This window comes from Nocardia sp. NPDC019323 (assembly GCF_044389845.1).
GTDB lineage: Bacteria > Actinomycetota > Actinomycetes > Mycobacteriales > Mycobacteriaceae > Nocardia > Nocardia implantans.
In genome coordinates, this window is record NZ_JBIRYN010000016.1 from 1 (window position 1) to 13,082 (window position 13,082).

Genomic DNA, 13,082 nt, shown 5'->3' on the forward strand with positions numbered 1-13,082 from the left:
GTGCACGGACCATCGGCCAGCACCTGACCACGCTCCACCCGCTGACCCTCATCCACAATCGGACGCTGGTTGGAACACGTGCCCTGATTCGACCGGTTGAACTTCCGCATCCGGTAGCTCTTACGCGTGCCGTCGTCGTGCATCACGGTGACATAGTCGGCGGAAACCTCCTCGACCACACCGGCCTTCTCGTTCACCACCACGTCACCCGCGTCGACCGCCGCGCGCAACTCCATACCGGTGCCGACGATCGGCGCCTCGGAACGGATCAGCGGAACCGCCTGACGCTGCATGTTCGCGCCCATGAGGGCGCGGTTGGCGTCGTCGTGCTCGAGGAACGGGATCATCGCCGTCGCGACCGACACCATCTGACGCGGCGAAACGTCCATGAAGTCGACCTCGCTGGCGGCGACGAGCTCGTTCTCCTCGTTGCCGCGGCGGCACAGGACGCGATCCTCGAGGAAGCGGCCGTCCGGGCCGACCGGCGAGTTCGCCTGGGCGCGGACGTGGCGGTCCTCTTCGTCGGCGGTCAGGTAGACCACCTCGTCGGTGACCCGGCCGTCGACGACCCTGCGGTACGGGGTCTCGATGAAACCGAACGGGTTGACCCGCGCGTACACCGACAGCGAGCCGATCAGGCCGATGTTCGGGCCTTCCGGGGTCTCGATCGGGCACATGCGGCCGTAATGCGACGGGTGGACGTCACGGACTTCCAGACCGGCGCGCTCACGGGACAGACCACCCGGGCCGAGCGCCGAAAGGCGGCGCTTGTGGGTCAGGCCCGACAGCGGGTTGTTCTGGTCCATGAACTGCGACAGCTGGGAGGTTCCGAAGAACTCCTTGATCGCGGCGACGACCGGGCGGATGTTGATCAGGGTCTGCGGCGTGATCGCCTCGACGTCCTGAGTGGTCATCCGCTCGCGGACCACGCGCTCCATGCGCGAGAGGCCGACCCGGATCTGGTTCTGGATCAGCTCGCCGACGGTGCGCAGGCGGCGGTTGCCGAAGTGGTCGATGTCGTCGACCTCCACCGGGACCTCGACGCCGCCGGGGGCGGTCATGGTCTTGTCACCCGCGTGCAGACGCACCAGGTACTCGATGGTGTTGACGATGTCTTCCTTGGTCAGCACCGAACCGACGACCTGCTCGCCGAGGTGGATGCCGAGCTTCTTGTTGATCTTGTAGCGGCCCACGCGCGCCAGGTCGTAGCGCTTCTCCTTGAAGAACAGGTTCTCCAACAGGGTCTGCGCGGACTCCTTGGTCGGCGGCTCACCCGGACGCAGCTTGCGGTAGATGTCCAGCAGCGCCTCGTCCTGACCGGCGGTGTTGTCCTTCTCCAGGGTCGACATCATGATCTCGGAGAAGCCGAAGCGCTCGACGATCTCCTCGGTGGTCCAGCCCAGCGCCTTCAGCAGGACCGTGACCGGCTGGCGGCGCTTGCGGTCGATGCGCACACCCACGGTGTCGCGCTTGTCCACGTCGAACTCCAGCCACGCGCCACGCGACGGAATGACCCGCACACTGTGCAGATCCTTCTCCGTGCCCTTGTCGACCGTGTGATCGAAATACACACCCGGCGAACGCACCAACTGCGACACCACGACCCGCTCGGTGCCGTTGATGATGAACGTGCCCTTGTCGGTCATCATCGGGAAATCACCCATGAAGACCGTCTGGCTCTTGATCTCACCGGTGTTGTTGTTGATGAACTCCGCCGTCACGAACAACGGAGCCGCATACGTCATGTCCTTGTCTTTGCACTCATCGATCGAGGCCTTGACCTCCTCGAAGCGCGGGTCGGAGAAGGACAGCGACATGGAGCCGGAGAAGTCCTCGATCGGGGAGAGCTCCTCGAGCACCTCCTCGAGGCCACCGACTAGGCCGACGTCGCCGCGAGCCGCCGCGCGCTCGCGCCAATCCGGCGAACCGATCAACCAGGCGAACGATTCCGTTTGTAGGTCGAGAAGCCCGGGGACCTCCAAGGGTTCACGGATCTTCGCGAAAGACACCCGCAACGGGGCTCCGGGGATTCCGGCAACTGCCTTGGTCTGGGTGGAGACTGCCAAGATGCGTCCTTCCAGCACCTCATGCGCGTCGCGTGGTGGTCCGCGACCGTCGCTCTGTCTGCTACGAATTCCGCTGGTTACTACCCGAACGAAACTCGAACAGGCAACGACGGAAGTAACACCGGAAAGGTGAACTTACGTGTGCAAATCGAGGTATGGACAGGAGGCAGCCAGCGCAACGTCCAAACCTACACCCAAGTACACGGGGGTGTCAAAGTACCACCCGTGTGATCGTCCGCATGGCTGCCGCGCCGGGCCCGAATTCGCTGGCTGCGTCCTTCGGGCGCGGTGCGCTGGAAGCCACTGTGACAGCTGCCGCTGTTGTGAATAGCGTGACGGTTCGGGCGAAACTCGTCAAGTGGCAGCCCCGCCCGGGGCCGCCGGCGAGATCGCCTGCCGCGCTGCGTCATCCCGGCCGATGTGGTAGCCGTTACTGATCGACGATGTCGCTGGCCAGCCAGCGACCGTCCACCTTCTGCATGTGCAGGACCACGGGGCCGGAGACGCTCTGCTGCGCCACGCCGTCCTTGGTCGCGCTCACCACCAGATTGACGATCAGCTCGGCGCGATCGTCGGTGAGCAATGTCACAGCAATCGGGTCTGTTTTCGCGTCGGCACTGGTCTGGGCCTGCTTGACCGCCGAAATGGTGGTATCGGCGTACTTGTCCAGATCGGCCAGCATCTTTCCGGTGAGCACCTGCTTCGCGGCGTCCCGATAGCCGTCGATCTTCTTCACGTCGTAGGCGTAGACAGCCCGCAGGGCGTTGTCGGCGGCCGCGCGCACCTCTTGGGTGGCCTCGTTGTCCACGTAGGCCCGATTCGAGGTGTCCACTCCAGGCCGTTGCGCGGCCAGCCACGCGAAACCGCCGAGCAAGAGCGCGGCGACGAGCATGGTGGCGGTGACGCCCCAGCGCGGCCTTCCGGTCGTGCCCCGCGGACGGTCCGGGCCGCGCGAGATGATCTTGCGCCACCGTGCCGCGCCGGCAGGGCTCGGTTCGGCGCCGGTGGTCTCCGACTCCGTGGCGGGACGCGAAGCGCCCGCTAAGCGCGGTTTACGGGCCGGTGCGGGCCGGTCCGCGCGGGGGGCGGTGGTCCGGCTCGATTCCGCGCTCGGCCTGCGCTTGGAGGTGACCCGGTTGACCGGTCGGCGAGACGTCATGGGTGTCCTCCTACGATCCCGGCTTCGGCGCGGCGGGCGGCTGGTCGGTCGCGGGCGGCTGCGCGGCGGGTCCGCCGCTGAGCAGCACCGGCTGGCTGAGCGAGGAGATCTGCTCGGCCTTCCAGACCCCGCCGTCCTTGGCCACGTCGACGGTCCAGGTGTAGCGGTAGTCGGCGGGCGGCTTGTCCTTGCCCTTCTCGGTCACCTGCAGCACGACCAGCGCCGATGCCTTGTCCTGCTCGCCGTTGAGCGAGGTGAGCGCGGCGCCGAGCACCTTCGAGGTCATCCCGACCCCGCTCTGCTGCGCCATCTGCTCGGCCTGGTCCTTGTTCTTCGTGGCCGAGTCCAGCAGCGCGCCGGTCATCGAGGACCGCGCCAGCGCCAGCGAGCCGGGCACGTCGTCCAGGTTCATCGAGGTCATGTTGAGCGCGGCTTGGCGCGCGGCGTCCAGAGCGGTGTCCCTGGCCTCGGCGCGCGGGCCGTCGGTGAACGCCGCCCGCACCCAGCCCGCGCCGAACCACGCGGCGCCGATCAACGCCACCACCAGCAGCAGCGCCGAACCCACGAACGCCACCCGGCTGAGCACGGACGCGCCACCGGTCCGCGCGGAGTCGCCGCCGGCCCGGTCGGCCGCCTTCCGCTCGCCGGCGTCGGTCTTCGCGGTGGACTCGTCCGCCGTAGTCGTCGCGGTGTCCGGCGCGTCCGGCGCCGCCGTATCGGACCGCTTGGTCAGATCGGCGGTCATGACAGCGCCTCGCCGTCGGTCGGCTCGGTCGCGCTCCAGGGCGACATGCCCGTGGTCCGCTCGCTCCAGTCACTCACGCGAGACACCCTAACGTCATTGCTCCTGGTCACCGCTTCGGCGTGACCCCCAGCAGGGTCGACAACTGCACGGCGACCGGAGTCAGGTTCAGCTTTTCCGGATCGGTTTTGGGGTTGGAGTCCCAGGGCTGGACGATGGCCGGATCGGCGAACTCGGCTCGCTCGCCACCCCGGACGGCGGTCGGATTACCGAATGGCACGAGACATTTGGCGTCCTTGTTGAACGGGAACTCGTCGCGCGTGTCGTCGAAGTCCGGGTTCTGCGCCTTCATCTGTTCGAGAATCCGATGCGTGCCCTCGTAGCCCACCGTACAGGCGGGCGGATTGTTGGTCTCGAGCACCAGGCCGAAATGGCTGGTGCCGTCGCCGGGCGCGGTGGATGAGCCGCCGATCGACAGCTGCGGGAGCATCTGCAGCAGCGGCTTGATCGCGTAGAACTTCGGCGAGATCGCCTGCAACAGCAGTCGCAGGTTGGACAGATCCTGGGTGAGCGGGCCGCCGCTCTGCTCGAGCAGCGCGCCGATCTGCTCGCCCGCGTCGGTTCCGGTGCCGATGAGCCTGCGCACGTCGGGGTCGCTGGAACGCAACTGGGCGGTGAGCTTGTCCAAGCCGTCGCTGAATTCGCGGATCGCCGCGGACTGCTCGGCCTGCGTGCCGAGGGCGACGCGGCCGTCGCGAACCAGCTGGATGGTCTGCGGCAGCGTCGCGTGGAAGGTCTCGGTGAATTTGTTCAGCGAGTCGATCAGCACTTGCAGGTCGTCGCCCTTGCCGTCGAACGCCTTGCCCAGTTCGCGCACCGTCGTGTTGAGCGCGTTCAGGTCCACCGAGCTCGCGAAGGTGTCCACGCTGGACACCAGCTCCTCCACCGACACCGGCAGGGTCGCCGAGGTGATCACGGAGTTGTCCCGCAGGTACGGGCCCGCGTCCGAATCGGGCTGCAGGTCCACGTACTGCTCACCGATCGCCGACCGGTTGGCCACCACGGCTTTCGCCGAGGCGGGGATCTTCGGCGCGCTCGCGTCGATGACGAGGTTCATCACCACGCCCTCGCCGGTGAGCTCCAGCTCACCGACCCGGCCGACCGCGACGCCGCGGTAGGTCACCTCGGCGCCCTTGTAGATGCCGCCGGTCTGCGCCGCGCGCAGCTTCACCGTGTACTGGTTGAGCCCGAACATGTGGTCGAGCCGGATGTATTTGCCGCCGACGTACACGACGCCGAGCACCGCGATGACCACGAACGCGATGAGCTGCCACCGCACCAGACGTGTCATCGCGGACCACTCCCTACGCCGAGTTGCTCGAGGATCGCCCCGACCGGACCTGGCACACCGGGCGCGGGCGGCTGCGCCATCAGCGGCGGCAGCGGCAGGATCGACACCGTCGGCCAGCCCGGACGCGGGCCGTTGCCGTTGTAGTACGGGTTGGTCGGGTTCACCGGAACGGGCGGGCCGACCGGCGGGATGTACACCGGGTCCGGTTTGCCCACACCCAAGTTGCTGAGCGTGACACCGATCTGCTGATCGACCGACAACCACGTGTTCACGCTGCCGCCGAAGGTGCTCTCCAGCGCCGAGTCGGGGAACGGGTAGGTCGGGATCAGCGGAACCGCGGACACCAGATCCGGCGCCGACCGGCCCAGTTCCTGCAGCGTCGGCCGCAGCGAGGTCAGGTCGCGGATGAGGTCGTCCTTCGCGGTGTTCAGCACGTCGAAGCCCGCTTCGCCGAGCCGGTCCAGCTGCGCGAGCAGGGCGACCAGTTGCGGACGCTGCTCTTCCAGGATCTTGATGCCCTTGGGCAGCTCGTCGAGGATCTTGCCGATCTGATCGGTCTGCTTGCTCACCCTGGCGCTGAGCACGTCGAGGCCGTCGAGCGCGCGGGTGATGTCGTCCACCTGCTGATTCAGGCCGTCGATCAGCGTGTTCGCCTGCTCGATCAGCGAGCGAACGCGGTCCTCGCGGCCGCCGATGGTCTTGTTCAGCTCGGTGACGATCGGCTGCAACTGCGCGACGCCGCCGCCGTTGAGCAGCAGCGACAACGCGCCGAGCACCTGCTCGACCTCGGTGGCGTGCCGGGTGCGGTCGACCGGGATGACCGAGCCGTCGGCCAGCCTGCTCGGCTCCGGGTCGGCGGCGGGCTTGGAGAGCTCGATGAACTTCTCGCCGAGCAGGTTCGACTGCCTGACCTCGGCCCGCGCGTTGGCGGGCAGGTTCACCGACGAGTTGACCACGGTGCGCACCGTCGCGGTCCACTGGTCCTTGCCGATGCTGATCTTCTCGACCCGGCCGACCGGCACACCCTCGACCTTCACCGCCGACTGCGGCACGAGATCGAGGACGTCGTCGAACTGGATGTCGATGTGCATCGGGTGCTCGCCCACGTCGGCGCCGCCGGGCAGCGGCACGCTGTAGATACCGTCGGAGGCGCACGAGGTGATCAGCGCACCGGTCAGGCCGAGTGCCAGCGCCGCGCCGAGACCGCGTGCGAGCGAACGGATTCGAGTGCTCATCGCGCCCCTCCCTGCGACGGCGGAAGCCGGTCCGACGGCGTGCCGGGCACCGTACCCGGCACCGGGTCGCGCTGCTGGTTCTCGCCGCTGAGGATGCCGAACGGCAGGTTCAGCGTCGGGGTCTGCACCCCGGCGGTGATCTGGTCGGTGATCTCCTTGCAGTGGTCGAGGATCGGCCGCATCTGCCTGCCGAGCGCCTCGAACTTGGGATCGCCCGGCATCAGCTTGGACAGATCGAGCATCTTGCACACCACGCCGAACGGGTCCTGCAGTTCGGGGAAGTTCGCGCGCATGTCCAGGGTGCCCGATTCGGCGTTGTGCACGTTGATCAGGTTGCTCAGCGCCACCGGCAGGACCGGAAGCAAGGCGGCCACGTCGTCGCGCTGGTCCGACAGCGTCTTGGTGAGCTGGATCAGCTTTTCGGCGTTGTCCGCGATCAGGCCCCGGTTGTCGTCGATGAAGCGGGCGACGTCGCCCAGCGCGATCGACAGCAGGTTCAGCGCCGCGCCGAGATCCTGCCGCTCGTCGGCGAGGAACGTCGACAGATCGGCCAGCTGGGTGTTGAACTGCCGGACCTGCTGGTCGTTCTGGGCCAGCATGGTGATGAAGGCCTGCAGGTTCTTCACCGTGTCGAAGATGTCGCCGCGCGCGTCCGACAGGTAGCGGACCGCCCGCGACAGCTGGGTGAGGCTGTTGGCCAGCGCCTCGCCGTTGCCCGCCAAGTTCGCCGCACCGGTGCGCACCAGGTCGTTCACCGCCCCGTCGGCGTTGGCGCCGTTCGGCCCGAGCGCGTCGGACAGTTCGGTGATGCTCTTGTACAGCTGGTCGACTTCCACCGGCGTCGCCGTGCGCTCCCGCGGAATGGTCGCGTCGCGCGCCATCTTCGGGCCGCCGGTGTACACCGGGGTGAGCTGGATGTAGCGGTCCGACACGATCGACGGCGTGATCTGGGCGGCTCGCGCGTCCGCGGGGACGTCGTACTTGCGGTCCACGCTCATCACGATCTTGACCTGATCGCCCTGCGGCTCCACCGAATCCACCGAGCCGACCGGCACGCCCAGGATGCGCACGTCCGAACCCTCGTAGATGCCGACCGAGCGGTCGAAGTAGGCGGTGATCTTGGTCGTGGACAGCCGGTCGAACAGCCACCACAGCACCACCGCCACCAGCACGGCGAGCACGACGATCAGCGCGATGCCGACCTTGGCGCCGCGGCTGGAGCCGCGCACCGCACCGACCGGATCGCTACGCCAGTTGTCCGCCACGTCAGTTACCTCCCAAAGTGCGGATCGGCTGACGGTAGCCGGGGATTTCGGGCAGCGCGGGCGGCAACACGTTGACGATCACCGCGTCGAACCAGCGCCCGGTGCCGAGCACGCTGGCGTACAGGCTGTAGAACGGCGCCGCGAGTTCCAGCGTCTTGGAGACGTTCTGCTGGTTGTCGTTGAGCAGATCGATGGCGGCGCGCAGGTTACGCAGCGCGGGACCGATCTGCTCCTCGTTGTCGTGCACGAGCGCGCTCAGCTCCGCGGAGACCGTCTTGGCGCCCGAGAGCAACTGCTTGATCGACTGCTGCCGGACGTTCAGTTCGGCGAGCAACTGCCCGCCGTTGGCGAGCAGCCGCTCGAACTCCGCGTTGCGGTCGGCGAGGATCTTGGTGGTCTGCCTGGTCGCGGCGAACAGCTTCTTCAACTCCTGATCGCGCTTGGCCAGCGTCTCCGACAGCCGGGCGACGCCGTCGATGGAGCCGCGGATCTCCGGCGGCGTCGTCTCGAAGGCCTCCGACAGCACCTGCATGCTCTTGGCCAGCTGGGCGGTGTCGATCTGATCGATCGTGCGCGCGGCATCGGTGAACGCGTCCACCACGTCGTACGGAGACACCGTGCGCGAGAGCGGGATCCGGGAGCTGGGATCGGCCGGTTTCGAGCCTCGCGGATCGAGTGCGAGGTACTTCTGGCCGAGCAGCGTCTTGATCTGGATGGACGCGGTGGTCTCGTTGCCGATCCAGGTGTCCTTGGTGCGGAAGTCCACGAGCACGCGGTCACCGTCGAGCCGCACGTCGGACACCGAACCGACCTTGACGCCCGCCACCCGGACCTCGTTGCCCTTCTTCAGGCCCGCCGCCTCGCGGAATTCCGCGGTGTACTTGGTCCCCGCGCCGATGATCGGCAGCTGATCCAGGAAGAACGCCGACATCGTCACCAGCAGCACCACGGCGATGCCGAGCGCGCCGAGGAACGCCGGGCTGCGCTTGCCGAGCAGAATGCGGTCCTCCATCAGCGGGCCTTCCCGTGGCAGCGCGGCGCGGCGTTGGTGTATATCGGCTGGTTGATCGTCGGCAGGCCCGCGGGCAGGTTGAGCTGCGGCGCGTCGACCGCGCCCGGCCCCACGACGATGTCGATGCCGCACAGATAGAACTGGAACCAGGAGCCGTAACTGGCGGCGCGGCCGAGCTTCTCCATCTTCAGCGGCAGGTTGGTCAGCGCTTCGTTCACCTCGTCCTGGCGCTCGTCGAGCGTGCCGGTCAGCTGGCTCAGACCAGCGATCGACCCTTGCAGCGTCGGGCGCACCGGGACGAGCAGGTCCGAGGTCGCCGAGGTCAGGTCGGCCAGCGAGGTCACCGAGCGGCCGATCGTGTCCCGGTCGGCGTTCAGGCCGCTGATCAGCGCCTCGGTGTTCACGATCAACTGATCGAACTGGTCGTCGCGCTGGTTGACGGTGTCGAGCACGGCGGTCAGATTGCGGGTCAGCTCACCGATCACGGCGTCCTTGTCGGCGATCTTGTTGGTCAGGTTCGCCGTGGTCGCGACCAGATCGTGGATGGTGCCCTGCTCGCCCTGGAAGACCTGGATGATCTCGAAGGAGAGCTTGTTCACGTCCTCGGCGGTCAGCGTGCGGAACAGCGGACGGAAGCCGTTGAACAGCGTGGTCAGATTGAGCGCGGGCCTGGTGCGCTCCAGCGGGATGGTGCCGCCCTCGTTGAGCTTCTTGCCCTGCTCCCCGGTCCCCTGTTCCAGCGCGATGTAGCGCTGGCCGACCAGGTTGCGGTACCTGATCGTCGCGGTGGTCGACGCGGGCAGCCAGTCCCGGTCGGTGAGCTCGAATTTCACCTCGGCCAGACGCTTGTCGACGATGGACACATCGGTCACCTTGCCGACTCGCACGCCGGCGATGCGGACCTCGTCACCGGGGTTGAGCGAGGTGACGTCGGTGAACCTGGCCTTGAACTTCGTGCCGCCGCCGCTGTAGTTGGCGATCGACAGCGCGAGCACCGTGGTCACGAACAAGGTCACCAGGACGAAGATGATCAACTTGGTCAGCGGCCCGCCGAGGCCGCGCAGTTGCTGCTTCATCGCACGCTCACCTCGCTTCCGCGGAACGCGGGCGCGCCTGCCCTGGTCACCCAGCCGGGCACCTGATCAGGGGCGACGCCGTTGGCCGCGCCGTAGATCGCGCCGAGGGACTGCCGCTCCATCGGGGAACCGGCGATCGTCGGCATCTTGCTCGCCGGGTGGACGCCGAACTGCGGCGGCTCCAGATGACCGATCTCCTGGTCACCCGGGTTGCGGCTCGGGACGGCGTAGGAGCCGTCGTTGTTCGGCCCTCCGGTGTACTGGCCGGGATCGACGCCCAACGGCATCTCGGGGATGCACCACGGCCCCCTGGTGTCCAGCCAGCGCGGTTCGTCCTGGTTGGGCAGGTACTTGCCGCGGGTGTTGGTCAGTTCGATGGTCACTCGGGAACCCGGGGTGTCGGTGCCCTTGCCGAAGATCCGGTCGATGCGCGGCTTCAGCTGCGCGAAGTTCGCCAGCGAGCAGGCGTAGTTGGGCGAGTAGTAGGCCAACTGCTCGAGCGCGGGGCGGGAGTCGGCGGCCACGTCGATGATGTTGTCGCGGTTGGCGATCAGGAACTCGGTGGTGGTGGCCGAGGTCGGCGTCAGCGTCGCGTACAGGGCGTCGATGTCGGTGCGCCGCTGCACGATCGTGGCGTTGGTGGTGCGCAGGTTGTCCAGGGCCTGGATCAGCTGCGGCGCCGCGTCGGAGTAGGTGGCCGCCACCTCGGCGAAGCTGCGCAGATCGGCCCTCAGGTCCGGAAGCACCACGTTGACCTGGCGGAAGATGTCGTCGAGCTTGTCGACGCTCTCCCCGAGCGCGGTGCCCTGCCCGGACAGCGCCTGCGACAGCGCCCCCAGCGTGGCCGCCAGGTCCTGCGGCGGGATGGCCTGCAACAAGGGCAGCACGTCGTCGAGCAGTTTGCTCAGCTCGATGGCGTTGCCGCTGACGTCTTGGTGCAGCGTCACGCCGTCGGTCAGATGCCGCGGGCTCGGGTCCTGCGGGATCACCAGATCCACATAACGCTCGCCGAACAGCGTCTTGGGCAGCAGGCGCGCGGTCGCGTTGTCGGGAATCTGCTGCGCCTTGTCCGGGTCGATGGCCAGGTTCAAGGTCACCGCGCCGCCTTCGGAGTTGCTCGAGCGCACCTCGCCGACGGTGATGCCGCGCACCTTCACATCCGCGTTGCGGGTCAGCGCGTTGCCCACGCTGTCGGTGATCAGGTCGACGTGGACCGTCTTCACGAATTGCTTGTTGTAGATCGCGATGGTCGTCCACAGGAACAGCGCGACCACGACGAAGAACGCGATCCCCAGCACTCGAGTTCGCAGCTTCGCCGTCGAGCGCCAGGTTTGGGTGCGGCTCATCCGGCCACCCGCACCGTGGTGGTGGTGCCCCAGATCGCGAGGCTGAGGAAGAAGTCGAGCACGTTCACCAGGACGATCGCGGCCCGGACCGCGCGGCCGACCGCGACGCCGACGCCAGCGGGCCCGCCGGTGGCGTGGAACCCGTAGTAGCAGTGCACCATGATGATCACGAACGCGAAGACCAGCACCTTGAGGAACGAATAGAGCACGTCCTCCGGTGGCAGGAACAAACTGAAGTAATGGTCGTAGGACCCGCTGGATTGCCCGTTGAACCAGATGCTGATCGTCCGCGAGGCGATGAACGTGCCGAGCAACCCGACGATGTAGAGCGGGATCACCGCGAGGAATCCGGCGATCACGCGGCTGGTCACCAGGAACGGCACGCCGGGCACCGCCATCACCTCGAGCGCGTCGATCTCCTCGGAGATCCGCATGGCGCCCAGCTGCGCGGTGAAACCGCAACCGACCGTCGCCGAGAGCGCGAGCGCGGCGACCAGCGGCGCGATCTCACGGGTGTTGATGTAGGCGGTGAGGAAGCCGGTGAGCACCGAGCTGCCGAGCGCGTCCAGCGCCTTGAAGCCCTGCAGGCCGACGACGACGCCGACCGAGCCGGACATGAACACGATGACACCGATGGTGCCGCCGATCACCGCCAGCGCGCCGGTGCCGAAGGTGACCTCGGCCAGCAGCCGCATGACTTCCTTGCGGTAGTGCACCGCGGTTCGCGGGATCCAGGCGATGGCCCGCGTGTAGAACGACATCTGCTCGCCGGCGCGATCGATGACGTTGAGCGGCATCCGAGCGACTTCACCAACCCGGCGCAGGGACTTGGCGACCGGGGTCCGGTACGAGGTGGCCATCCGTCAGGCACCCTTGGCCGGGACGACCTGTAGGTACACCATGGTCAGGATGAGATTCACGAAGAACAGCACCATGAACGTGATCACCACGGATTGGTTCACCGCGTCACCGACTCCTTTCGGGCCCCCTTTGGGATGCAGCCCCTTGTACGCGGCGATGACGCCGGCGAGCAGACCGAATATCGCCGCCTTGATCTCACCGATCCACAGGTCGGGCAGCTGGGCGAGGGCGGAGAACGACGCCAGGTAAGCGCCGGGGGTACCGCCCTGCAACAGGACGTTGAAGAAGTACCCACCCGCGATGCCGACCACCGAAACCAGGCCGTTGAGCAGCAGCGCGACCAGCATCATGCCGAGCACGCGCGGCACCACCAGCTTGCGCACCGGATCGATGCCGAGCACTTCCATCGCGTCGATTTCCTCGCGGATGGTGCGCGAGCCGAGATCGGCGGCCACCGCCGACCCGGCCGCGCCGGCGATGATCAGGGCCGTCACGACCGGAGCCGCCTGCTGGACGGTTGCCAGCACACTGGTAGCGCCCGTGAAGGATTCCGCGCCGAGCTGTTTGATCAGCGAGCCGGTCTGCAATGCCACGACCGCGCCGAACGGAATCGCGACGAGCGCGCTGGGCAGGATCGAGACACTCGCGATGAACCACGACTGCTCGATGAACTCCCGCCACTCGAAGGGGCGGCGGAATGTCTTCCGCAAAACGTCGAGGAGCAGCGCAAAGATGTTGCCGGCCTGGGCAAACCCCGACTCCAGGGGAGTTCGCAATCGCGCCAGGGTCGAATTCACGATCGCAGATGTTACCCGTTAGTTGTGTTGCGTCGCACGGTGGTGTCGAACGCACCACCCTGATAATTAGCCAGATCGCCGCTGTTGTAGGCCATCACCTGCGTATCGTCGTTGTCGGCAAGTGATTCCCGGATCGCGACCTGCGCGGCATGCGGCAACGTGTGCATGATCT

The 13,082-nt window shown here is 67.2% G+C and carries 11 protein-coding genes; all 11 read right to left on the minus strand.

Annotation, left to right across the window (positions count from 1 at the left end; all coding sequences use genetic code 11):
* On the minus strand, positions 1-2,084 hold a 2,084-nt coding region (locus ACH49X_RS32775), incomplete at its 3' end, for a DNA-directed RNA polymerase subunit beta (RefSeq protein ID WP_357209324.1).
* A gap of 412 nt (positions 2,085-2,496) precedes the next feature.
* A complete protein-coding gene (locus tag ACH49X_RS32780; RefSeq protein WP_357209325.1) occupies positions 2,497-3,225 on the minus strand; it encodes a hypothetical protein in 729 nt (242 codons plus the stop codon).
* A gap of 10 nt (positions 3,226-3,235) precedes the next feature.
* Complete coding sequence (locus ACH49X_RS32785) at positions 3,236-3,970, minus strand: hypothetical protein (RefSeq protein ID WP_323124720.1); 735 nt, start codon at positions 3,968-3,970, stop codon at positions 3,236-3,238.
* Between the two features lie 106 nt (positions 3,971-4,076).
* Positions 4,077-5,318 (minus strand): MlaD family protein, encoded by a 1,242-nt coding sequence (locus ACH49X_RS32790; RefSeq protein ID WP_357113108.1) that lies wholly within the window; start codon positions 5,316-5,318, stop codon positions 4,077-4,079.
* Positions 5,315-6,553 carry an MCE family protein gene (locus ACH49X_RS32795; protein ID WP_195083263.1) on the minus strand — a complete coding sequence of 413 codons (1,239 nt, stop codon included), beginning with the start codon at positions 6,551-6,553 and terminating at the stop codon, positions 5,315-5,317. The genes ACH49X_RS32790 and ACH49X_RS32795 overlap by 4 nt, the downstream gene beginning before the upstream one ends.
* Complete coding sequence (locus ACH49X_RS32800; protein WP_195083273.1) at positions 6,550-7,782, minus strand: MCE family protein; 1,233 nt, start codon at positions 7,780-7,782, stop codon at positions 6,550-6,552. Before ACH49X_RS32800 ends, ACH49X_RS32795 begins: the two co-directional genes overlap by 4 nt.
* A 37-nt stretch (positions 7,783-7,819) precedes the next feature.
* A complete protein-coding gene (locus tag ACH49X_RS32805; RefSeq protein ID WP_323124721.1) occupies positions 7,820-8,830 on the minus strand; it encodes an MCE family protein in 1,011 nt (336 codons plus the stop codon).
* Positions 8,830-9,906, minus strand: a complete 1,077-nt coding sequence (locus ACH49X_RS32810) for an MCE family protein (protein WP_195083264.1) — start codon at positions 9,904-9,906, stop codon at positions 8,830-8,832. The genes ACH49X_RS32805 and ACH49X_RS32810 overlap by 1 nt, the downstream gene beginning before the upstream one ends.
* Complete coding sequence (locus ACH49X_RS32815; protein WP_195083265.1) at positions 9,903-11,252, minus strand: MCE family protein; 1,350 nt, start codon at positions 11,250-11,252, stop codon at positions 9,903-9,905. Before ACH49X_RS32815 ends, ACH49X_RS32810 begins: the two co-directional genes overlap by 4 nt.
* Positions 11,249-12,112, minus strand: a complete 864-nt coding sequence (locus ACH49X_RS32820; RefSeq protein ID WP_067811488.1) for an ABC transporter permease — start codon at positions 12,110-12,112, stop codon at positions 11,249-11,251. The genes ACH49X_RS32815 and ACH49X_RS32820 overlap by 4 nt, the downstream gene beginning before the upstream one ends.
* A gap of 3 nt (positions 12,113-12,115) precedes the next feature.
* Positions 12,116-12,910, minus strand: a complete 795-nt coding sequence (locus tag ACH49X_RS32825) for an ABC transporter permease (RefSeq protein ID WP_051021363.1) — start codon at positions 12,908-12,910, stop codon at positions 12,116-12,118.
* Positions 12,911-13,082 lie beyond the last annotated feature (172 nt).

Coding starts and splice junctions, on each gene's coding strand:
- ACH49X_RS32780 (WP_357209325.1), bottom strand. CDS start 3,225: ATGACGTCTCGCCGACCGGTCAACCGGGTCACCTCCAAGCGCAGGCCG.
- ACH49X_RS32785 (WP_323124720.1), bottom strand. CDS start 3,970: ATGACCGCCGATCTGACCAAGCGGTCCGATACGGCGGCGCCGGACGCG.
- ACH49X_RS32790 (WP_357113108.1), bottom strand. CDS start 5,318: ATGACACGTCTGGTGCGGTGGCAGCTCATCGCGTTCGTGGTCATCGCG.
- ACH49X_RS32795 (WP_195083263.1), bottom strand. CDS start 6,553: ATGAGCACTCGAATCCGTTCGCTCGCACGCGGTCTCGGCGCGGCGCTG.
- ACH49X_RS32805 (WP_323124721.1), bottom strand. CDS start 8,830: ATGGAGGACCGCATTCTGCTCGGCAAGCGCAGCCCGGCGTTCCTCGGC.
- ACH49X_RS32810 (WP_195083264.1), bottom strand. CDS start 9,906: ATGAAGCAGCAACTGCGCGGCCTCGGCGGGCCGCTGACCAAGTTGATC.
- ACH49X_RS32815 (WP_195083265.1), bottom strand. CDS start 11,252: ATGAGCCGCACCCAAACCTGGCGCTCGACGGCGAAGCTGCGAACTCGA.
- ACH49X_RS32820 (WP_067811488.1), bottom strand. CDS start 12,112: ATGGCCACCTCGTACCGGACCCCGGTCGCCAAGTCCCTGCGCCGGGTT.